Raw genomic sequence first — 22,572 nt, 5'->3', positions numbered from 1 at the left:
GCGAATCGGGAAGGCCCGACTCGCCCGCGTTCAGGACAGGTTCAGTTCATTGCGTCAGCGCGACATCCGCCTCGCACGTCGTGGTGGGCACGAACGGCAGGTAGGAAATCCGCAGCTTCTCGGCAAGCTTCAGGCGATGCTTGCCCTCGGCGAGGCCGCCGGGCTTGAGCACGATCAGCTCGGCTTTCTCACCAAAATTCCAGCGGTCGTCGTACACGGTTTCCAGCTCATCCAGGCTCCAGCTGCGGCCCCTTACGCTAAAGCGAATCGCACTGCGTTCGATCGCCTCGCCGTCCACGCTGATAGCGATGTCTTCGATCATCGACAGGCCAAGGCCGCGGTAATACGGCAAACGCGCGAGGAAGCGGAAGCCGGTGACCTTGCCGCCTTCGATGACATTGTTGAAGCCTTCCTGGCAAATCATGTGTTTATCGAACATCGGGGCTATCCTCAGGCGGCCAAAGCGGCGGGCAGATCTTCGTTCAGCAGTTTGCAGAACATGCGGTGTTGCAGGCGAACCTGATGCAGGCTGTCGACTTCGAAGGCGTCTTCCACCCAACGGTTGCCCTCGTACTCGGAACAGACATAACCCTCATAGCCACCTTTTTGCAGCACGCGGAAGATCTCGTCATACGGGATCGACCACTCTTGCAGCGACTCGGTCATCTCGTAGAACTTGGCGTGGATATTGTGGATGCGCGGCATGAAATCGAGCATTCGCTTGGGTTCGAACGCCGCGTTGTGTCGCAGGGTCTCGGCCATCGCCAGTTGCGGGCCCGGCCCCCATTTCTCCATGACGTCCAGGATGACGTACTCGCTGAGGCGGCGGTCTTCGTAGCTCTTTTCGATGAAGTCGGCGGCAGCGACCGGGCAGCCATTGCGGATGAACCGCTCCTTCCAGACCCGCGGGAAGCGATCGAGAAACATCCCCATGTCCGGCAAGAAGCCCAACGCCTGGGTACCGGCGCGCTCATAGGCTTCGGCGTGGCGGATGATCCAGGGATGGTCGAAGTGCAGCGGAGCATGAACTTCAAGGAGAATCTTCAGCCCCAGTTCTTCGGCATAAGGTGCGGCGGCCACCAAGACTTCCGGGTCGACCGAGACCAGCGAGCGGATGTATTTCATGCCCAGGCGCGCACCGAACTCCAGGTCGTTGCGCACACTGCGAACCTGCTCTTCGAAGGGCATCGGCCGCCCTTTGTAACGCTTGTAATCGAGCATGAAGTCGTGGCTCACCGGCACGGTGCCGTACTTCTTCATCAGGTGATGCCAATGCTCGATGGCCGTGTCGGCCACGCCCTGCTCCGGCCAGCCCGCGAAGCTCTGCTCACCGATGATCTCGATACCCAGTGCCCCCATCTGCGCGCACTGGTGGATGCAATCGGCCAGGTCCATCTTGCCGAGGAAGGTTTCGTTCTGGAAGCTGTACAGACTGACGCCGCGTTTGATCTTGTTGTTCATGGCATTTTTCCTGGAGTGGCTGTTACAGGCCGGTGGCTTGTCGCACGGTGGCCAGCGATTGCAGGGAAGGCAGGGTGGGCTTGTACTCGAGGCCGATCGCTTGCCGGTACCCCAGCGTCTCGAGCCGTCGCAGCACATCGTCCCAGTCGAGTTGCCCGGTGCCAGGCTCATTGCGCCCTGGCAGGTCGGCGATCTGCACGTGGCGCACCAGGTGCATGCGGCCGCGCAGCACATCCTCCAGCGATTCATCCATCACGCTGGAGTGGTACACATCGAACAGCAGCTTGAGGTTCGGACTGTCGACCTCCTCGATGATGTCCAGGGCTTCGCGGGTGTCGTGCAGGAACATACCGGGGTGGTCGATACGGGTGTTGAGTGGCTCGATCAGCAACTCCACGCCGGCCTGTTCGGCCAGGTGGGCGGCGTTGCTCAGCGCGTCGATGGCGGCTGCGCGTTGCTCGGCATGCGACACGCCCTCACGGGTGAAGCCAGAGGCCACGATCAGCGGAGGCGAACCGACCTTCTGGCTGGCCGCCAGACTGTCGCGCACCGCTTCGATGAACTCGGCATGCTGCGCCGGATCGACCAGGCTTCGTCGCGGATCGACGCAGAAGCTGGTCAAGGTCACGCCGGTTTCACGCAAGGCGTGCGCTACCTGGTCCATGGGTTTGTCGCGCCACAGGTGAAACTCGACATGGCTGAGCCCGGCGGATTTCGCCGCACGGATGCGATCGGCGAAATTGGGACAGTCATCCTGAAAGAGCCATTCGATACAGGCTGATGGGTACACGTCTTACCTCCTTGTAGGGCGGTTCCTGACCGCCATTGTTATTCTGAACGAGGATTCTTATTCTGATTGTCTGGCAGTGAGCCACAGCACTCGCGCCACTGCACATCATTTATCTCGTGAGCGGCCTATCGCTGGCTTGGATGGATTGATCGAACAGCGAATGCCATGCGCCCGCCTCCACGCCGCCCTTCTCATCGACCTCAAGCGCCAGCTGCAGCCAGCCGTCAGTGCTCGAAGCGCCCAGGGTCATGCGGTAAAGCCCAGGTTGCAGTCGCCACCGCTGCTGCTCGCAATCCCAACGGGAAAAACTGCGCGCCTGGAGCACCAGGTCGACAGCGGCCCTCCCCGTCGCGGGAACGTCCACCGCCGCGAAGGCCTCCAGAGAATATCGCCTGTCCTGGCCTTCTTCGGGGGGGGCCAGCAGGTAGAGCTGGGGAACAGCCTTGCCCTGGCGAGACGAGTTGTTCAGCAACCCAAGGCGCACGCTCAGTGTCTCGACGTGCTCCCCGGACAACTGGGCCACTTCAGGCTCGATCGATGCATAACCCAAGCCATGGCCGAAGGGAAAGGCAGGCGTTAGCGAGTGCGCCGCAAAATGGCGATACCCCACCCACCAACGCTCGTGGTAGTGCACCTCACCCGCCGGATCAGGCGTGAGAGACCAGACCGGATAATCCTGCTCCCGCTCAGCGAAGGTCACCGGCAACCGCCCACCTGGCTCGAGATCGCCTGCCAATACCGAGGCCAGTGCAGGCCCGAAGGCCTGCCCCGGATACCAGGCGACGATGACAGCGGCGGCGTGCTTCAGGCAGGCCGTATCGACCGGATGCCCCACATTGAGCACAACGACCGTACGCGGATTGACCTCGCAGACCGCACGAACCAGGGTTTGCTGTGCGGCGCTGAGCTGGGTGGTGTCGCGGTCGACGCTTTCCAGCCCCGCATCGGCGGTCTCCCCCACCATGAGCACGACGCTATCCACCTGCTGCGCCAACGCCACGGCTTGCGCGAGCAGGTCATGTGACTGAGGTGCTCGACAGCCGAACCACAGGCCATGCGCCAGACTTCGGCCAATGTTCATCGAGAATTCAAGCGAACACTGCTGGCCCGCCTCCAGTATCACATCGACCCAGGTGTGTGGGCTCTGCATCAACTTGCCCATGATGTCACCGGACAAGGTGACGCCATCGAAGCTGGCATAGGCCTGCCCGTTGATGGAGAGGCTGACCTCGCCCGTACCGCCGAGGAAGAAGCGATACACACCACTGTTGGCCACTTGCATGACCGTGCTAGCCGTAACGTTGGCAATGCCTTCGAGCGACAGAAGATCGCCCACACCGGGCATGTCCTTGAACCAGACCAGCGAAGAAGCATGGCGCGTTTCCTCGTGCACCAGGTGCCCTTCGGCATCGCGGAACGTCACGCTCAGGTCCAGCGGCTCGCGGGTCAACGGGGGAATCCGGTACTCGGCGACCACGCCTTCGGCATACACCACCTCGTGGAAACGTGCCGTGATCGAGGTGACCGGCATTTCCGTCGCCGGGTCGAGCGCTACCTTGGCGAACGTGCCACCTTGGAAACAAGGCTGGATCGCGTTGGGGCCGATGACCGCGATGCGCTTTTCCTTATCCGGCCGCAACGGCAACAGGCCGTCGTTGCGCAACAGCACCATTCCAGCCGCCGCCGCCTCTTTCAGCACCTCGATGCGCTCCGATTCGGCAGCGACGCTGGCGTCATAGGGAAGCGGGTTGTCGACTCGACCAGCAAGGCGCTGCAGGCGTTCGACGGCATCGACCAGGCGTTCGCCGATCGGCGCAGCGACGTCCAGCGCCGCGCCCATATGCCGGGCAGGGCCGGGCATTTCTAGGTCCAGCCCTGCCGCCAGGCTAGCGACGCCGTCGTGGGTGCCAAACCAGTCCGACATCACCAGTCCGTCCCAACCCAAGCCCTGCTTGAGCCAGCCAATGGCTTGGCCAAGCTCGGCACAGCGCACCCCATTGACGCTGTTGTAAGCCGTCAACATGCCCCACGCTCCCTGCCTGGCCGTGTGCTCGAACGGGCGGAAATACACCTCCCGCAGGGTCTGTTCGTCTACCGTCACGTTCATGTTGCGCCGGTCGGTTTCCGAGTCGTTGCACACCAGGTGCTTGATCACCGACGCCACCCCACGGGACTGCACCCCTGCAGCCCAGGCCCCACCAAGATTCGAGATCAGCAGTGGGTCTTCGCCGAACAACTCGAAGGCCCGGCCCGCCAACGGGCTACGCATCAGGTTGAGATTGGGCGCAAGGATGCCCTGGATTCCCAGACGCAGCGCCTCGTCGCCCACCACCTGGCCGACCTTGCGCACCAGCGCCCCATCCCAACTGGCCGCCAGCGCCAGACCGCACGGTGTCAGCAGCGCAAGATCGCGCTCATCCACCCGCCCTCCAGTGATGCCCATCGGGCCGTCGGAAAAACGCACGGACTTGAGCCCGATTGCCGGCAGCGGATGAGTCGACCACATATCCTGCCCGGCCGTGAGGTGCGCCACCTGGCGCCAATCGAATACTGGGCTACCCATGGCTGAACCTCTGCCCTGCCCCCTGACGCTGCTGCACCAGCGCAAGGCTCTGCTCTGCCAGTGTGGCCAACGACGCCGCTATCTGCTCATGGGTGCAACGGCCCTCGGCGTCGAACAGCGCAGCGCCGGCAGTGTTGAGCGTTACGCCCAATGGCGTTGGCCAGCCCCGCAGTGCATGGACGATGGAGCGCAGGGCTCCCAAGGTGGTGTTACACCCCTGCCATCCGGCCGCTGTGACGATGCAACCCACCGCACGGCCATCCAGGTAGACGCGGCGATCCTCACGCAGGTCTTCCAGCAGGTCGATGGCGTTCTTCACCAATCCGGAAACGCCGCCGTGGTACCCGGGTGTTGCGAAGATCACACCATCGGCGGCACGCACCGCCTCGATCAACGCCACCTCGGCCGGGGTGCGCTCGGTCACCTGCGGATCGAAGCTTGGCAAGGCAGAGAGCTCGGCGCCACCGAACAAAATGGTCCGTGCGCCCAACTGCCGCGCGCGCTCCAAGGCACAACGCAGAGCCTTCTCGGTGCTGGACCCCGGCCGGGTGGTGCCGCCGATGCCGACGATCAGTGGCCGATCAGCATCATGCAATTGAACAGTACGTTTCATGACTCAAGCCTCCGGCTCAACGAAATTGCGGCATGACTTCGCGGGAGAACAGATCCAGCGACTGGTTGGCAAAGCCGATGCGCTGCTCAGTGAGCGGCCCATTGGTGAAGCCCATCAGTACGTTGCCGATGCCAAGCTGCTTGTGCTTGTGCAGTTCTTCGGCGACCTGCTCCGGTGTCCCGTGCAAGCACCAGGTCTTGATCCATTCCGGGCTGAAGCAGTCAGGGTGTGGGTGCAGCGAGACGCCGCTGAGCACTTCGGCGCGCTTGTTGTAGTGGTACTCGCGGTCGATGGCCTGCTTGTAGGCCTTGAGGATCTGCATGAGCTCCTCTTGCGCCTGCTCCGCACTAGGGGCCAGGTGCACGCATTGGTAGGTATGTGTGGTCCAGGACAGGCAATGTGCGACGACCTCCGGCGCATGACCGGCTTCGTGCAGCGCGTCGCGGTAGCGGTGGAAGTACTTGGTCAGCTCGGTGAACGGATCGGCACTGGCCGCCACTGGCGGGGTGAACGCCGGAATGAAGGCTGGCCAGCCCGAGTCGGCGGCCCGCTGCATGCTGGTTTCGCGCAGCGCCACCGGCATGATGCGGTTGAACTTCTTCTGGTAGGCCGTCGGCACGATGCGTTGCACGACGGCGCCCTTGTAGTGCGCGGTTTCGAAGGAGATTGGGGCGTCTTCCAGTTCCTTGTCCCAGAGGCGCTGGACCAGGTCGAGATTTTCCTGCAGCAAGGCCGAAGCATGCTTGTAGTTCACACCGAAGCCAATCATCTCCTCCGGTGTGGTCCCGCTGCCCACCCCCACCAGCAAACGCCCATCGGTCAACTGGTCAAGCAGATTCACCCGCTCGGCGAAACGCACCGGATGGTGCAGTGGCACCGTGGTGACCGACATGCCGAAATTTACTCGCTTGAGCTGCGCTGCCAGGTAGGCCGCGAACATGAACGGGTCGCTGGACATGGGGGCATAGCCGGTGAAGTGGTGATCCGGCATGAACACCGCGTCGAAGCCCAACCGTTCGGCAGCGCAGGCATGCTCTACCAGGGCGTCCATGACGAAACGGTCTTGTTCAGGGGCGGTCGAGCGGCCGACCAGGAATGCTGAGAAGCGCATCATGTGTGTCCTCTTATTGTCATGATGAGTCGCTGGGCGAGGGCTGGGAGGCCGGCGGTACCGATTCGAACCCCGCAACAGAATTAGAATTCTCGTTCCAGTTTCGAGAGAATAGTCAGCAATCGCCGCGCGCGTCAATGCATCGACCGAGGAAAAAACCGTCGACCCGGAGGCTGCCCTGCCAGCACCGCGCACGCCTGTGCTCGTTGCGTTACCATGGCGGCTCATTCCCCGAGGTCGCCTGCAATGAGCAAACATGGCCAGACCATCCTGGTCGCCCTGCGCAAGATGATCGCTTCCGGTGAGTTGGCCGGCGGTGAGCGCTTGATGGAAGTTCCCACGGCGGAGCGCTTCGGCGTTTCGCGCATGCCGGTGCGCATGGCGTTTCGTACCCTTGAACAGGAAGGCTTGCTGGTCCGCCATGGCGGCAAGGGCTTTCAGGTTCGCGCACTGAGCGTCGAAGACCTTACCGGCGCCGTCGAGGTGAGGGGTGTACTCGAGGGCCTGGCAGCACGGCAGTGCGCCGAGCGCGGCCTGGACGCCAAAGCCATGGCCACGCTCAAGCAATGCCTGGACGAGGGCGACGCGCTGTTCGACAAGGGCTACATCACCGAGCAGGACCTGGCGGCCTACCACGACCTGAACGTGCGCTTGCATCAGGTAATCATCACCGGCAGCGGTAACCCGGCAATCGCCGAGGCACTGGCACGCAACGATCATCGGCCATTCGCATCGGTGTCGGCGCTGGCCTTCGACCGCGACGACATGGCCCGCGAATACCGGCGCTTCAACTTTGCCCATATGCAGCACCACTCGCTGGTCGACGCCTTGCGCAACCGTCAGGGCGCGCGCGCCGAAAGCATCATGCGCGAGCATGCCAATGCCACGTTGCGCTACGCCGAGGTGTTCGGCGCAGCCAGCACGGCAAGTGGCGTCCAGGTGATTTCCAGGGGCGACTAGACGCCCGTTACAGATCGAGCACCAGCATGGTTGTCCTAGCCCGTGAGCAACAGGGTGTGAACTGATCGTTGGCCGCCTGCTCGTCTTCGGTCAGGTACAGGTCGCGGTGTTCTGGCACGCCTTCCAGCACCCGGGTCAGGCAGGTACCGCATACGCCCTGCTCGCACGAAACGGCAATCGACACGCCATGACGCTCCAGCACCTGGACCACGGTCTTGTCTGCTGGGATCTCGAATACCTGACCGGTGCTGCCGAGCTTGACCGAAAACGCTCCGTCATCGCGGGTGTCGACCGGCTCGGCGGCGAAGTACTCCCGATGCAGCCGGGCATCTGGCCAACCGTGGCTGCGGGCACTGTCCAGCACATGCTGCATGAACCCACCGGGGCCGCAGACATACAGATGGTCCTGCGCCCCAGGGTTTGCCAACACCTGCTCCAGGTCGAGCCGCGTGTTTGGATGCGCGTCGAAATGCAGGTGAACCTGGCTGGCATACGCGGCGCTAGTCAGACGCTCGAGAAACGCCGCTCGCTCGTGGGAGCGTGCGCAGTAATGCAGTTCGAACTCCTCGCCCTGGCTCCACAATTGCTCCGCCATGCACAGGATCGGTGTGATGCCGATCCCGCCGGCAAACAGCAGACTGCGACTGGCCTTGGGGGCCAGGGCAAAGAAATTGCGCGGCTCACTGATCAGCAGGGACTGCCCCGTCACGACCTGCTCATGCAGGCAACGGGAGCCACCGCGTGAAGCAGCGTCGTTGAGAACGCCGATCAGGTAGCGATGGCGTTCCTGGGGGTGGTTGCACAAGGAATACTGGCGCACCAGCCCTCCTGGCAGGTGCACGTCGATGTGCGCCCCGGCGCTGAATGCGGGCAGCGGGTTGCCGTGGGCGCAGCTCAGTTCGTAGCTGCAGATACCTTCAGCTTCACGGGTACGGGATGTGACGACAACTTCAATCATGGCTCACCTTCCATTGACGGCCACCCGGTGGCCGTGCTGGACATCGACAGGGACGGTTACTGCGCGGTAGCGATCAGCTGTGCTGCGACGCCAGCCTGCTCCTGAGCCACCAACCGCTCCAGGATGCGTCGCGACTGCACGCCGCCTGCGTCGATATTGAGCTTGAGCAGAGTGCGCTGTGGGTTGGCGAGCAGGTTGGCTTGCTGCTGCTCGAGCATGTCCAGGTCTTCGCTGAAGATCTTCCCCTGCCCTTCCCGGATGCTGTCGGTCAACGCCTGGTCCTGCGGATTGAAATTGCGCGCCATGCCCCAGAAGTACCAGATCGAGGTCTCGGTTTCCGGCGTGATGAAGTCCACAACGATGCTCGACGCCTTGTGTTCGGGCGCTGCGTCATAGCCTCCCTTGCCCGCGAGCGCCACGCCCACTTCGATCAGTACGTGACTCGGCGGAGTGAAACGGCAGATCTGCCAGCGATCCACCGGCAGGTCGTCAGGCAGATGATTACCCCGCAAGGCCATGCGCCAGAACGGCGGTGCCATGATGTTTTCCATGTGCCGGGCCGTGACGACTTCGTCGCCATTGACCGTTGTCACCGGAGGCGCTTCATCGATCTCCTTCTGGCCGATGCTCGAAGCATGCACGTAGGTTTCATGGGTCAGGTCCATCAGGTTGTCGATCATCAGGCGATAGTCGCACCTGATGTGGAACAACCCACCGCCGTAGGCCCATTCTTCGCTCTCGGCCCACTCCAGGTGGCACAGGGTCGCGGGATCGGCCAGTGCCTGGTCGCCGGGCCAGACCCAGACGAAACCGTAGCGCTCAACCGTGGCATAGGCCTTGTTGCATGGGAAGCCCCGTACCCGCTGGCCAGGCATTTCGAGGGTCTTGCCATCGCAGCCCATGACCAAGCCATGGTAGCCGCAGACCAGGTTGCCGTTCTCGACATACCCCAAGGACAAGGGTGCGCCGCGGTGCGGGCAAAAATCCTCCACGGCGCAGACCTGGTCCTGCTGCCCGCGGTAGAACACCATTTTTTCCCCACAGATTTGTCGGCCTAACGGCTTCTCGGTGATTTCATCAGGGGTGCAAGCCACATACCAGGCGTTTTTCGGGAACATTTGACTCTCCGGCTATTTATTTTTGTGGATCCATTAACTGATACAGAAGCGAGAAAAGTCAAATTATTTAGGCAATGGAAACTTTTTGTGGATCCACAAATCGCATCAAAGGTCATGTTCCTCAGCTAAACGCACGCGCGCGCCCATGCCCTCACAGCGAGCGCGACAACAGGAGCAAGGCGTGGATTCAGGGCGGGGGCAGATGGCCAGTGCACCACCTCAGGTCAGGCAGTAGTACTCACTGGCCTGGGCAACGACCTCATGCTTGGCGTTGAACAGCCGAGCCTCGGGGGTGAACGCCATCGAGCGGCCTTCGAGCAAGTAGCGCTGGCCGGCCTCGAAATGCGCGTAGTGAAGCGTCAGGTAACAGACACGGGTGGAAGGACCGCCCATCATGCTCATGCTACCGCCACCGGCCACTTCGAAATCGAACCGTACGATCAGCTCATGGCTGCCAGGGGCGACCTCGAAGAAGCGGCCATCGCGCAGGCGCTGTTTGTCCAGCCGCTCGGCCAGCAGCAACCTGTCATTGGGAAACGGTGTGGAAAAATCGACCCAGGCCTTTTGCGGGTCTGCCACCGGCATCGGAGCCTGGCAGCCCGCGATGACGCTGGCAACGAGTAACAGCACTAACCTGCGCATGCTGAGTGTTCCGATAAGTGAGTCACCAGCATAACGCCGGGATAGCTCGCCAGCCAGTGAAAAAGCCAGGGCCGCATGCACACCCGGCAGCGGGACCTGCCCGCGCCGACGGATTCCTCGACCGCCTCAACTTTCCAGCAGCGACTGCCCCGCAATCTGGGCCAACCAGTACGTTACGTCCACCTCGTCAAGCTGCTCGGGACGCAGGAACCGCTCGCCATACTCGCGGTATACCCCACTGCTCAGGAACAGCTGAAGCAGTTGCCCGTCGACATGCCTGTCGCGCGCCATGGATACCAGGATCTTCACCGATTCGGACAGTGTCTTCGGCGCTTTGTACGGGCGATCGGCGGCGGTCAGTGCCTCGAAGATGTCGGCAATGGCCATGACCCGTTCGGCGAGGCTCAGCTGGTCCTCGCCCAATCGGCGCGGGTAACCATTGCCATCCATGCGCTCGTGGTGGTTGCCGGCGATGGCAGGCACGCGCCGCAGCTGCCGTGGAAACGGCAAGGCACTGAGCATGATGATGGTCTGCACGATGTGTTCGTTGATCTTGAAGCGTTCCTCGTCGTTCAGCGTTCCCCGCCGAATCGACAGGTTGTACAGCTCGCCATGGTTGCTGGCATTGGCCGGCAGGCGCATGTCGAACCCCCACAGGTTGCGCGGGTCGTCGCGGGTCACGGGGGGCTTGCGCGGGCCCCAGGGTACGCGGTGCTCGTCCCGGTCAGCCAGCAATGGCTCCTCCACCGGCAGGGGCACCGGCGCCAGGCCAGCAAAGCGCTGCTCTTCATCGCGTGAAATGCCCAGACGGTCATCGAAATGCCGTTGCCAGCGGCGTTGGCCTATACGCTGCAACCGCTCGACATCTTCGTCCTGCATGAACTCCCCGCCAATGTTGGCCTTGGCGACGAACGCGAACTCATCCTGCAACTGTGCCTGGTACAGCTCCAGGGTGCGCTGCAGCCCTTGCCGGTCGCCGCCGGCGGCCAGCCCTTGCCAGTAAGCAAGCTCAGCATCGCGCCAGAGCACCTCAAAGCGCATGCGCACCTCGTGGATACGGTTGTACAAGGTCTCCAGCTTGGTGGCCTTGTCCACCACATATTCGGGGCTGGTGATCTTGCCGCAATCGTGCAACCAGGCCGCCACGCGAAACTCGTAGCGTTCACTTTCGCTCATGGCGAAGTCGGCGTAGGGGCCCGTTTCGGCCTGCACGGCCTTGTCCAGCAGCATCTGCGCCAATTGCGGCACCCGTTCACAATGGCCGCCGGTGTATGGGCTCTTGGCGTCGATGGCGTCGGCCAGCAACTTGATCATGGCATCGAGCAGTCGCTGCTGTGCCTCGATCAGCTGGCGCGTCTCGATGGCGACGGCGGCGGCACCGGACAACTCTTCGACAAAGCGTCGAAACGGCTGGCGTACTTCTTCGCGGGCGTGCTGGCTGTTCAATTGCAACACCAGGATGCCGAGCAGCGCCTGGCTGCGATCGTTGAGCACCACCGCCAGGCTCTCCCCACGCAGCTCCAGGGCATGGGCCACGGCGCTGGCCAGATCGTCGCGCTCATGGTCGTCGAGGGCCAGCTCTGCCGGGTACCCCTCGCCTTGGCAGGCGGCCAGGCGCAACGAGGCGCCCTCGGCGTCGAGCAGGTAAACCGCACCGGCACTGACTCCAGCGGCATTCACCAAGTGGGTGAGCACCCCGTCGAGCATGCGCTCCAGCTGGCTTTCTCGGCTCAGCGCCAGGGTGATCGCCTGGAAGCTGCGAATGGTGACGGACATGCGGCTGAGCACATGGCTCAGCTCACGCACCTCGGACACCCGCGAAGACACCCCAACTTCACGACTGAAATCGAAACTGGCCAGCGCCCGCACCTGCTCGGCGAGCAGGCGCAGCGGGCGCCCGATACGACGTCCGAGCAGCCCACCCAGCAACAGCAGTATGGCCATCAGTGCCAGCGTCCACAGCACTTGCTCGACCAGCACCGTGCGCGCTCCGGCCAGCAGCTCTCGAGCAGGCACGGCGATCAGCACCTGCAGTTCCTGGCCAGCCAGGGTGGTGAAGCGCACACGCATGCCGTACCAGGTCTGCCCCTGCAGTTCGTACGGCTGTGGTCGGCTGCCCTGGGGCAAGTCAGTGTATATCCGATCGAGGCTGGGGATACCCAGTTCCGAAAGGCGCGACAGGCGCACCGCTTCGCCCTCGCGCACGATTACGCGCGCAAGGTCCGGGTAAGCCACCACATTGCCCTGGTCGTCGACCACGGCGATTTCGGTGCCAGCGGTGATGCGTAGGTCACGGCTCTGGCTCGCCAGGTCGTCGACCGACACATCCATCCCGATCACAGCCCCACCATCGCGGCTGCGCTGGGCCATGGTCAGGCCGATCTGGCCGGTGGTGAAGAACACGTAGGGGTGGGTCAGCACGGTCTGTGCCTGGCTTGAGGCTTCGACGAACCAGGGGCGCTGACGTGGATCGTAGTGGTAATCCGGTTTGACCCGAGATTCGAGCAAGGTCAGGGCACGGTCGTAGAACCGCCACTCGCCCAGCATCGCCCCGCCCTCCCCCAGGCTGACGCTCTGCACCAGGAACTCCGTGCCTGGCGGTGCGGCGAAGCGCTCGAGCAACTGCGCCGTGCGCAGCGGGCGAAGCAGCATGAACTCGCCATTGGGGTAACCGACGTAGGCAGCGCTGAGCATCGGGTTGGCGTTGAGGCTTTCGACCAGCTGGGCCAATTGCTGCAGACGGTGGGCCAAGCCACTGGCGGACGGGTTGACGGCAAGCAGGCGAATGCTGCTTTGCACTGGGTCGACCAGGCGACGGGCGCGCTCATCGATGGTCCGGGCGAATTGCTCGGCCGTGTCGCCGGCTGCGGCCACCAGCGTCTGCTGTATGGCGCGATAGCCCTGCCAGGCCAAGCCAACACCCAGTACCAGCATGCCCAGCATGATCGCCAATGCCACCAGCCACTGCAGGGAAACACCCCGTCCTGGGTTGTTCATGGGGGTGTCTCCCTGGCACAAGCCGGTTCGACCGCACGAATCACCTTCCCAAGACGCGCCACCAGGCGGCCTGCCAGCCAAGCTGCACGACCCATCGACACCTCGCCCATGCCGGGTATTCCATGTATTGCGGTTTCAACAGTGTAATCAGCGATTGCAAACGTGCCGGGTTAATGTCGAAGGGTGCAAGCCTCTTACCCGAAAGCTGGCGTCGCCGCCGCCATCCCCGAGACGCCAAAAGGAGATGGGCTTTGGCTCCGGGCGCCGTTATCAGAATTTCTGATCACGATTGTCTTTTATCGTCAGCCAACTGAGGCATAGATTCGGCGCCAATAATTGTACGACCCACGGTGGCATCCATGTCCTTCCCGCACGCAACCTCCACCTCGCTCGCTTCGCTGCTCGAACGCTCCAGCCAGTCCAGCCCTTCGCTCAACGAAGACCAGGCCCATGCCTTGCTGCGTGAGCACTATGACCTCGACGGGACGCTACAGGCCCTTGGCAGCCAGCAGGACCTCAACTACCGGGTCGATAGCCCGCAGGGGCGGTATGTGCTCAAGGCCTGCCATGGCACCTACGCCCAGATCGAGCTCGAAGCGCAACACGCGGCACTGGCGTACCTGCGTGACCAGGGATTGCAGGTACCCGCCGTGCGCACGGCACGCAATGGCCGGGCGCTGCTGGCCGTCGAGGTAGGCGGCCAGCCGTTGCGTGCACGCTTGCTCGACTATCTGGACGGGCAACCTCTGACTCGTCTGGCGCACCTGCCAGCCTCGGTCGTTGCCGAATTCGGCGCGCTGTGCGCCCGGGTCGACAAGGCCCTGGCCGGCTTCGACCATCCGGGGTTGGAGCGCACCCTGCAATGGGACCCTCGCCACGCCCTGGCACTGATCGAACACCTGCTCCCCGTGCTGAAGGACCCTGCGCGCCGGGACCAGGTATCGCGCCTGGCACAGCAGGCGGCCAAGCGCCTGGAACCGCTGGTCGAGCACTTGCCGAGCCAAGCCGTGCACCTGGACATCACCGACGACAACGTCGTCTGGGGCCGCGATGCCGAACGTCACTGGCAAGTGCAAGGGGTGATCGACTTCGGCGACCTGCTGCGCACCTGGCGCATCGCCGACCTGTCGGTGACGTGCTCGGCCCTGCTCCACCACGCCGAGGGCGACCCGCTGCGTATCCTGCCGGCGATCAGTGCCTACCAGGCGCTAAACCCACTTCACGACGCCGAGGTACATGCCCTGTGGCCGTTGGTGCAACTGCGTTCGGCGGTACTGGTCCTGAGCAGCGAACAGCAACTGGCGGTCGACCCGGCCAACCAGTACACCCGTGACAACATCGCCCACGAATGGGAAATCTTCGACACCGCCTGTGCCGTGCCCGCCGCACTGATGGAGGCGGCAATCCTGCACGCCGCCGGCAAACCCCAGGCCACCGTGGACTTCGCCGGCTGCCTGCCCCTGATTCCCGCCCTGGCCGGACAGGCCGTGAGCCGGGTCGACCTGGGTGTGCTCAGCCCGCACTGCGAGGCTGGCAACTGGGAGCAGCCCGGTTTCGACCAGCACGTACTGACGGCCCAGCCCGCCCCCGCGTGCAGCCTGCATGGCCAGTTCCGTTTGTCGCAAACCCACATCGACCGCCCTGACGAACCGGCGACCTGCGCCCTGGGCGTAGAGCTCAATCTGCCGAACGGTAGCCTTGTGCAGGCGCCGGAGGCCGGCACCTGGCAGCGTACCGGCGATGGTCGCGGCTGCCTGCGCACCGCCACCTGGACCCTGTGGCTCAGTGGCCTGGAAGATGCCCCCGAGCATGGCCAGGCCTTGGCCAAAGGGCAGGCATTGGGCAGCAGCTGCGGTTTTCTCAGCGTTCAGCTGTGCCTGGACGAAGGCCTGCAGCCGCCATTCTTTGCCGCGCCCTCGCAGGCCGCCGCCTGGATGGCCCTGTGCCCGTCGCCGGCAGCGTTGCTGGGCCTGGACTGCGATGCCGAGCCACTGCCCGACCCGCAAGCCCTGCTGGCGCGCCGCGATGCCAGCTTCGCCCGCTCGCAGAAGCACTACTACGCCCAGCCGCCCCACATCGAGCGCGGCTGGCGCAACTACCTGATCGACATGCAGGGCCGCTCCTACCTGGACATGCTCAACAACGTCGCGGTGCTGGGCCACGGTCACCCGCGCATGGCCGCCGAGTCGGCGCGCCAGTGGTCGCTGGTCAACACCAACTCGCGCTTCCACTACGCGGCCATCGCCGAGTTCTCCGAACGCCTGCTGGAACTGGCGCCCGAGGGCTTCGACCGGGTGTTCCTGGTCAACAGTGGCACTGAGGCCAACGACCTGGCGATTCGCCTGGCCTGGGCCTATAGCGGCGGACGTGACCTGCTCAGCGTGCTGGAGGCCTACCATGGCTGGTCAGTGGCCACCGATGCCATTTCCACCTCCATCGCCGACAACCCGCAGGCCCTGGAAACCCGACCGGACTGGGTGCACCCGGTGCAGGCGCCGAACACCTTCCGCGGGCGCTACAAGGGCCCGGACAGCGCCGCGGACTACCTGCGCGATGTCGATGCCAAGCTCGCCGACCTCGATGCCCGTGGCCGCCAACTGGCTGGATTCATTTGCGAGCCGGTGTACGGCAATGCCGGCGGCATTTCCTTGCCAGCGGGTTACCTGCAGGCGGCCTACGCCAAGGTCCGTGCTCGCGGTGGCGTGTGCATCGCCGACGAGGTACAGGTGGGTTATGGACGCTTGGGCGAATACTTCTGGGGCTTCGAAGAGCAAGGCGTGGTGCCGGATATCATCACCATGGCCAAGGGTATGGGCAACGGCCAACCCCTGGGCGCGGTCATTACCCGCCGCGAAATCGCCGAGGCACTGGAGGCAGAGGGCTACTTCTTCTCCTCGGCAGGCGGCAGCCCGGTCAGTTGCCGCATCGGCATGGCGGTGCTGGATGTGCTGCATGGCGAAGGACTGCTGGACAATGCGCGGGAGGTCGGGCGTTACTTCAAGGCGCGCCTGCAGGACCTGGTCGACCGCTACCCCTTGGCTGGCGCCGCCCATGGCTCGGGCTTCTACCTGGGGCTGGAGCTGGTGCGCGACCGGCAGACCCTGGAGCCAGCCACCGAAGAAACCACCGCGCTGTGCAACCGCCTGCGCGACCTCGGCATCTTCATGCAGCCGACCGGCGATTACCTGAACATCCTCAAGATCAAACCGCCGATGTGCACCACGCGGGCCAGCGTCGACTACTTCGTCGACAGCATCGAGCGGATCCTGCAGGAAGGCCTGTAGCGGTCCTTCAGCCTTGCCCACCGGTGCGCCCGGTGGGCAAGGCCGATAGTTGTGATAGCGCCCTCTTGTGTTCATAATTTCTATCAATAAAACACAAGCGTCATCAGGTTTCCTGACAATGGCATTCACGAGCGATTCCCTGGCCGTGTTCCTCGCCGTGCTGGACGGCGGTTCATTCTCTGCGGCCGCCCGCAAGCTTGGCCGCGTACCCTCGGCGGTGAGCATGGCCATCGGCCAACTGGAAGCCGAACTGGACTTGGCCCTGTTCGACCGCGCAACCCGCAAGGCCCTGCCCACCAGCGCGGCGCTGGCACTCGAGCCCCAGGCCCGGCAGGTGATCTGCCAACTGAACCTGCTGGATGCACAGGCCCTGCAATTGCACAAAGGGCTGGAAAAGCGCCTGACCATCGCCATGGCACCCGAACTGCAGACCGGGCGCTGGAGCCAACCACTGGAGATGCTGGCGAACGCGTTTCCCAACCTGGAGATCGAGGTCCGCTCTGCCACGCAATCGGAAGCCATTCGCCTGCTGCATGAGGGCAGCGTGCAACTGGCCCTGGTGTTCGAACGACCTGGCATCGACGAGCGCGAGTCCTTTCTCGAAGCCGGTAGCCAACTGCTGGTGGCGGTCGCCTCGCCACGTCACCCCGCCGGTCAGCACAGCGGCACACCGCTGCCTGAGGAACAGCTTGCCGAACAGCGGCAGATCATCGTGGCGTCCGGCAACCCTACCGGGTCCGACCCGCGCATGGTGCTGTCCCGGCGCATCTGGCTGACCGACAGCTACCTGGCCACGCTCGACCTGGTGCAATCCGGCCTGGGCTGGGCCTATCTGCCGCAGCCGCTGGTCGAGCCACTGATCGCCTCCGGCGCATTGGCCGAGGTGCGCTTCGACAACATGGCCAGCCGCCTGCGGCTGTGGGTGGATATCATCTGGATCAAGTCCCGACCACTGGGCCTTGGCGCACGCCGTTATCTGGACGCCATGCGCCATTGCTTCGAACGAGAACCGCCCAGGTCCTGATTGCTTGCGTCCAACTGCTTTCTTTCGATTAAAAAGAATGCTCCCATGGGCTTTCGATAAACCACAACGAAAAAGCGCCCTACCCGCCTCGACGACGGGCTTGCGCGCCGATTGATCGAAAGCGGCCCACTACCTATGATGACGCTCCGCCAGATCCGCCATTTCATCGCCGTCGCCGAAACCGGCTCGATTTCCGCTGCCGCCCAGGCAGTGTTCATTTCCCAGTCCACCCTGACCCTGGCCATCCAGCAGCTGGAGGAAGAAATCGGCGTGCGTCTGTTCGACCGCCACGCCAAGGGCATGACCCTCACGCACCAAGGCCACCAGTTCCTGCGCCAGTCGCACCTGATCCTGGCCACGGTGGAAAACGCCAAGCGCAGCCTGCAACAGAGCACCGACCAGGTCACCGGCAGCCTGACCATCGGCGTTACAAGCCTGGTGGCCGGCTATTACCTGGCAGACCTGATCAACCGCTTCCAGCGCGCCTACCCCAACGTGCGCACTCGGGTGGTGGAGGACGAACGTCCCTACATCGAACACTTGCTGGTCAGCGGCGAGATCGACGTTGGCGTGCTGATTCTGTCCAACCTCGAAGACCGTCACGCGTTGCAGACCGAAGTACTCACCCACTCTCCACACCGGCTGTGGCTGCCGCCGCAACATCCATTGCTGGAACGCGACAGCATCGCCCTGGCCGATGTGGCGGGCGAGCCATTGATCCAGCTGAACGCTGACGAAATGGGCCTGCATACCCAGCGCATCTGGTCCCGTGCCGGGCTTGTACCGCAAGTGACCCTGCGCACGGCCTCGGTGGAGGCGGTGCGTAGCTTGGTTGCCGCCGGCCTGGGCTTGTCGATTCAGCCCGACATGACTTACCGCCCATGGTCATTGGAGGGCGACATCATCGAGGCGCGCCCACTGGTGGACCTTGGCGAGCCACTCGACGTCGGCCTTGCCTGGCGCCGTGGCACGGCGCGGCCGACGCTGGTCGACCCATTCCTCACCGTGGCCCGCGAACAGCCCAACGCCAAGCGCCTGTCGATCTGACAGCGTGTAGCATTCGATTTTTTCGAACGACGCTTTCAGTATTAAGCATTTGTCGTCCACTGGCCCGGACTCTAGTCTCTGTTGCCATAGCACAGGGCCAGTTCCGGGCTTCAACCTTGCGGAGCCTGCCTATGCCCCACGACAACAAGACCGATAAACGACGAGCGTCCAAGATGACTGGTGCCCCCCTGCACACCGCGTTGCTGATCGACGGCCAACTGGTCGCAGGCCAGGGTATTGTCGAACCGATCATCAACCCGGCCAGTGGCCAGACCCTGGTCAGCATCGCCGAAGGTTCGCTGGATCAACTCGAAACCGCCATCGCGGCCGCCCACCGGGCCTTCCCGGCCTGGTCACGCACCACCCCCGCCCAGCGCGCCAAGGCGCTGCTGGCCATCGCCGAAGCCATCGACCACTGCGCCGACGAACTCGCCCGGCTCGAAGCACTCAACTGCGGCAAACCGCTGCACCTGGCACGCCAGGACGACATCCCTGCCACCGCCGACGTATTCCGCTTCTTCGCCGGCGCCGTGCGTTGCCAGCAAGGCCAATTGTCCGGCGAATACATTCCCGGCCATACCAGCATGGTACGTCGTGACCCGGTCGGCGTGGTGGCCTCCATCGCGCCGTGGAACTACCCGCTGATGATGGCGGCCTGGAAAATCGCTCCGGCCCTGGCGGCCGGCAACACCCTGGTGTTCAAACCGTCCGAACACACCCCGCTGAGTATCCTGGCGCTGGCACCCACCCTGGCGCAGGTCCTGCCACCCGGCGTGCTCAATATCGTCTGCGGCGGTGGCGAAGGCATCGGCAGCCATCTGGTCAGCCACCCGAAGGTGCGCATGGTTTCCCTCACCGGCGATATCGTCACCGGGCAGAAGATCCTGCAGGCTGCCTCGCGCACCCTCAAGCGCACCCATCTGGAGCTTGGCGGCAAGGCCCCAGTGATCGTCTGCAATGACGCCGACCTGGCCGCCGTGGTCGAAGGTGTGCGCACCCACGGCTACTACAACGCCGGCCAGGACTGCACCGCCGCCTGCCGCATCTACGCCCAGGCCGGCATCCACGACCGTCTGGTCGCCGAGCTCGGCGATGCCGTGGCCAGTATTCGCTTCGCCCGCAAGCGCGACGCCGACAACGAGATCGGCCCATTGATCAGCGCCCGCCAGCGCGACCGCGTGGCCAGCTTCGTCGAACGCGCCCTGGGCCAGCCGCATATCGAACGGGTCACCGGCGCTGCCGCGCATTCGGGAGCGGGCTTCTTCTACCAGCCCACCCTGCTCGCCGGCTGCAAGCAGCAGGATGAGATCGTCCAGCGCGAAGTGTTCGGCCCAGTGGTCACGGTGACCCGCTTCGATCAGCTGGAACAGGCGGTGGACTGGGCCAACGACTCGGAATACGGCCTGGCTTCATCGGTGTGGACGCAGAACCTGGACAAGGCGTTCCAGGTCGCCAACCGCTTGCAGTATGGCTGCACCTGGATCAACACCCATTTCATGCTGGCCAGTGAAATGCCCCACGGCGGCCTCAAGCGCTCGGGGTATGGCAAGGACCTGTCCAGTGACTCGCTGCAGGACTACAGCGTGGTTCGCCACATCATGGCGCGCCACGGCCAGCAGCTGGAGTGAACGCGCCTGCCGGCACATCCCAAGCGACAACAACAAGAGGAACTCACCCGATGCGCAAGACCGTACTACTCAGTGCCATCACCACCGCCCTACTGGCCAGCGCCGGCACCCAGGCCGCTGAGGCCTTGAAGGAGGTCGGCGCGGGTGAAGGCCGCCTGGACATCGTCGCCTGGCCCGGTTACATCGAGCGTGGCGAGTCCGACAAGCAGTACGACTGGGTCACCCCATTCGAAAAGGAAACCGGCTGCCAGGTCAACGTCAAGACCGCCGCCACCTCCGACGAGATGGTCAGCCTGATGGCCAAGGGCGGCTATGACCTGGTCACCGCTTCAGGTGATGCTTCGCTGCGGCTGATCTACGGCAAACGCGTGCAGCCGATCGACCCTGCGTTGATTCCCAACTGGAAGAACATCGACCCCAGGCTCAAGGATGCGGCCTGGTACGTGGTCGACGGCAAGACCTACGGCGCCCCCTACCAGTGGGGCCCGAACCTGTTGATGTACAACACCCAGGTGTTCCCCACTCCGCCGGACAGCTGGAAGGTAGTATTCCAAGGCCAGGACCTGGCCGACGGCAAGCCGAACAAGGGCCGCGTGCAGGCCTACGACGGCCCGATCTACGTCGCCGATGCCGCGCTGTACCTCAAGGCCACCCAGCCGCAGTTGGGCATCACCGACCCCTATCAACTCGACGAGAAGCAGTACGCCGCGGTGATCGAACTGCTGCGCAAACAGCGTGAACTGATCCATCGTTACTGGCACGACACCACGGTGCAGATGAGCGACTTCAAGAACGAAGGCGTCGTGGCCTCCAGTGCCTGGCCGTACCAGGCCAACGCACTCAAGGCCGAGGGCCAGCCCATCGCCACCGTTTTCCCCAAGGAAGGCGTTACCGGGTGGGCCGATACCACCATGCTGCATGCCGAGGCCAAACACCCCAACTGCGCCTACAAATGGCTGAGCTGGTCGCTGGAGCCCAAGGTACAGGGTGACGTCGCTGCCTGGTTCGGCTCGGTCCCGGCAGCCCCCGAAGGCTGCAAGGCCAGTGCCTTGCTGGGTGCCGAAGGCTGCGCCAGCAACGGCTACAACCAGTTCGACAAGATCGCGTTCTGGAAAACCCCAGTGGCCGAGGGCGGCAAGTTCGTGCCCTACAGCCGCTGGACCCAGGATTACATCGGGATCATGGGCGGCCGCTGAGCGACGGCTTTCCCGGCGCCTGGCAGCACGCGTCAGTGAGTGCCAGGCGCGCCAGCCCCACACCGAACTACCTGCATAGCGATTTCCCGTCCTTCAGAGCAACGGGCAGGGCCCTGCTACGCCGGATTCCTGCCCCTTGGAGCGTGCACCATGACCACCCCCGCTGTTCAGTTCACCCAGGTTTCCCGCCAATTCGGCGAGGTGAAAGCCGTTGACCGGGTGTCCATCGACATCAAGGACGGCGAGTTCTTCTCCATGCTCGGCCCATCGGGCTCGGGCAAGACCACCTGCCTGCGCCTGATCGCCGGCTTCGAGCAACCCAGCGCAGGCTCGATCCGCATCCACGGTCAGGAAGCCGCCGGTCTGCCGCCCTATCAGCGCGACGTCAACACGGTGTTTCAGGACTACGCGCTGTTCCCGCACATGAGCGTGCTGGAGAACGTCGCCTATGGCCTGAAGGTGAAAGGGGTTGGCAAGGCTGACCGCCTGCAGCGTGCCGAAGAGGCGTTGGCCATGGTGGCCTTGGGGGGTTATGGCCAGCGCAAGCCGGTGCAGCTTTCCGGCGGGCAGCGCCAACGCGTGGCCTTGGCCCGCGCCCTGGTCAACCGCCCACGCGTACTGCTGCTGGACGAACCCCTGGGCGCGCTGGATCTCAAGTTGCGCGAACAGATGCAGAGCGAGCTGAAGAAACTGCAGCGCCAACTGGGCATCACCTTCATCTTCGTGACCCACGACCAGAGCGAAGCGCTGTCGATGTCCGACCGCGTGGCGGTGTTCAACAAAGGCCGCATCGAGCAGGTCGACACCCCTCGCAACCTGTACATGAAGCCGGCCACACCGTTCGTGGCGGAATTCGTCGGCACCTCGAACGTGCTGCGCGGCGACCTCGCCCGCGCCCTGACCGGCAACGCACAGCCGTTTTCCATCCGTCCGGAACACATCCGCTTCGCCGACGGCGAACGCGGCGCCAGCGACATCGAGATCAGCGGCCTGCTGCACGACATCCAGTACCAAGGTGCGGCGACCCGCTACGAAATCCGCCTGGACAACGGTCAGAACCTCTGCCTCAGCCAGGCCAACAGCCAGTGGGCCGACAGCCACCTCCCCCACCAGCCGGGCCAGCAGGTGACCGCTCGCTGGTCGCGCGCGGCCATGGTGGTACTCAACGAGGGCGCATGAC

General features: G+C 63.9%; 17 protein-coding genes. 7 read left to right on the top strand and 10 right to left on the bottom strand.

Features of this window, described 5'->3' with window-relative positions:
- Positions 1-46: 46 nt before the first annotated feature.
- From VXM67_RS12110 to VXM67_RS12085, 6 genes are all read right to left on the bottom strand, one after another.
- Positions 47-439, bottom strand: coding sequence for a DUF6379 domain-containing protein (locus VXM67_RS12110; RefSeq protein WP_023380163.1), 393 nt, complete (start codon positions 437-439; stop codon positions 47-49).
- 11 nt (positions 440-450) lie between these two features.
- Entirely contained in the window at positions 451-1,461 is a 1,011-nt protein-coding gene (locus tag VXM67_RS12105) for a TIM barrel protein (RefSeq protein ID WP_023380162.1), read from the bottom strand.
- A gap of 22 nt (positions 1,462-1,483) precedes the next feature.
- On the bottom strand, positions 1,484-2,251 hold the full coding sequence (locus VXM67_RS12100; RefSeq protein ID WP_027907169.1) for a TIM barrel protein: 768 nt from the start codon (positions 2,249-2,251) through the stop codon (positions 1,484-1,486).
- A gap of 109 nt (positions 2,252-2,360) precedes the next feature.
- Positions 2,361-4,814 carry a beta-glucosidase gene (locus tag VXM67_RS12095; protein WP_081669659.1) on the bottom strand — a complete coding sequence of 818 codons (2,454 nt, stop codon included), beginning with the start codon at positions 4,812-4,814 and terminating at the stop codon, positions 2,361-2,363.
- The gene (locus VXM67_RS12090; RefSeq protein ID WP_049818744.1) at positions 4,807-5,427 is read right to left on the bottom strand and encodes an NADPH-dependent FMN reductase; all 621 of its coding nucleotides are present in this window, start codon (positions 5,425-5,427) and stop codon (positions 4,807-4,809) included. The genes VXM67_RS12095 and VXM67_RS12090 overlap by 8 nt, the downstream gene beginning before the upstream one ends.
- A 16-nt stretch (positions 5,428-5,443) precedes the next feature.
- Complete coding sequence (locus tag VXM67_RS12085) at positions 5,444-6,541, bottom strand: LLM class flavin-dependent oxidoreductase (protein WP_367237698.1); 1,098 nt, start codon at positions 6,539-6,541, stop codon at positions 5,444-5,446.
- Positions 6,542-6,784: 243 nt separating this feature from the next.
- Between VXM67_RS12085 and VXM67_RS12080 the strand changes: the two genes are divergently transcribed.
- Positions 6,785-7,498: a GntR family transcriptional regulator gene (locus VXM67_RS12080; protein ID WP_023380156.1), complete on the top strand. Its 714-nt coding sequence runs from the start codon at positions 6,785-6,787 to the stop codon at positions 7,496-7,498.
- A 7-nt stretch (positions 7,499-7,505) separates the two neighbouring features.
- Here VXM67_RS12080 and VXM67_RS12075 read toward each other — a convergent pair whose 3' ends face one another.
- The 4 genes from VXM67_RS12075 to VXM67_RS12060 form a co-directional block, all read right to left on the bottom strand.
- Positions 7,506-8,456: a PDR/VanB family oxidoreductase gene (locus VXM67_RS12075; protein WP_027907167.1), complete on the bottom strand. Its 951-nt coding sequence runs from the start codon at positions 8,454-8,456 to the stop codon at positions 7,506-7,508.
- 56 nt (positions 8,457-8,512) lie between these two features.
- Positions 8,513-9,574, bottom strand: a complete 1,062-nt coding sequence (locus VXM67_RS12070; protein ID WP_023380154.1) for an aromatic ring-hydroxylating dioxygenase subunit alpha — start codon at positions 9,572-9,574, stop codon at positions 8,513-8,515.
- Positions 9,575-9,793: 219 nt separating this feature from the next.
- Positions 9,794-10,216 carry a hypothetical protein gene (locus VXM67_RS12065; RefSeq protein ID WP_041925476.1) on the bottom strand — a complete coding sequence of 141 codons (423 nt, stop codon included), beginning with the start codon at positions 10,214-10,216 and terminating at the stop codon, positions 9,794-9,796.
- Between the two features lie 126 nt (positions 10,217-10,342).
- Positions 10,343-13,213 (bottom strand): HD domain-containing phosphohydrolase, encoded by a 2,871-nt coding sequence (locus tag VXM67_RS12060; RefSeq protein WP_367237697.1) that lies wholly within the window; start codon positions 13,211-13,213, stop codon positions 10,343-10,345.
- Positions 13,214-13,572: 359 nt separating this feature from the next.
- Between VXM67_RS12060 and VXM67_RS12055 the strand changes: the two genes are divergently transcribed.
- The 6 genes from VXM67_RS12055 (at position 13,573) to VXM67_RS12030 (ending at position 22,571) form a co-directional block, all read left to right on the top strand.
- Positions 13,573-16,497 (top strand): aminotransferase, encoded by a 2,925-nt coding sequence (locus VXM67_RS12055; protein ID WP_027907164.1) that lies wholly within the window; start codon positions 13,573-13,575, stop codon positions 16,495-16,497.
- Positions 16,498-16,615: 118 nt separating this feature from the next.
- On the top strand, positions 16,616-17,521 hold the full coding sequence (locus VXM67_RS12050) for a LysR family transcriptional regulator (protein WP_023380150.1): 906 nt from the start codon (positions 16,616-16,618) through the stop codon (positions 17,519-17,521).
- 135 nt (positions 17,522-17,656) lie between these two features.
- Entirely contained in the window at positions 17,657-18,568 is a 912-nt protein-coding gene (locus VXM67_RS12045; protein ID WP_023380149.1) for a LysR family transcriptional regulator, read from the top strand.
- Between the two features lie 173 nt (positions 18,569-18,741).
- Positions 18,742-20,196 (top strand): gamma-aminobutyraldehyde dehydrogenase, encoded by a 1,455-nt coding sequence (locus tag VXM67_RS12040; RefSeq protein WP_367237696.1) that lies wholly within the window; start codon positions 18,742-18,744, stop codon positions 20,194-20,196.
- Positions 20,197-20,246: 50 nt separating this feature from the next.
- A complete protein-coding gene (gene ydcS, locus VXM67_RS12035) occupies positions 20,247-21,392 on the top strand; it encodes a putative ABC transporter substrate-binding protein YdcS (RefSeq protein WP_023380147.1) in 1,146 nt (381 codons plus the stop codon).
- Positions 21,393-21,542: 150 nt separating this feature from the next.
- On the top strand, positions 21,543-22,571 hold the full coding sequence (locus tag VXM67_RS12030; protein WP_023380146.1) for an ABC transporter ATP-binding protein: 1,029 nt from the start codon (positions 21,543-21,545) through the stop codon (positions 22,569-22,571).
- Position 22,572 lies beyond the last annotated feature (1 nt).

The sequence above is a fragment of the Pseudomonas sp. Rh2 genome (genome assembly GCF_040762985.1).
Taxonomy (GTDB): domain Bacteria; phylum Pseudomonadota; class Gammaproteobacteria; order Pseudomonadales; family Pseudomonadaceae; genus Aquipseudomonas; species Aquipseudomonas taiwanensis.
Note: the sequence above shows the minus strand (reverse complement) of the source record. Positions and strands in the feature narration are given on the sequence as shown.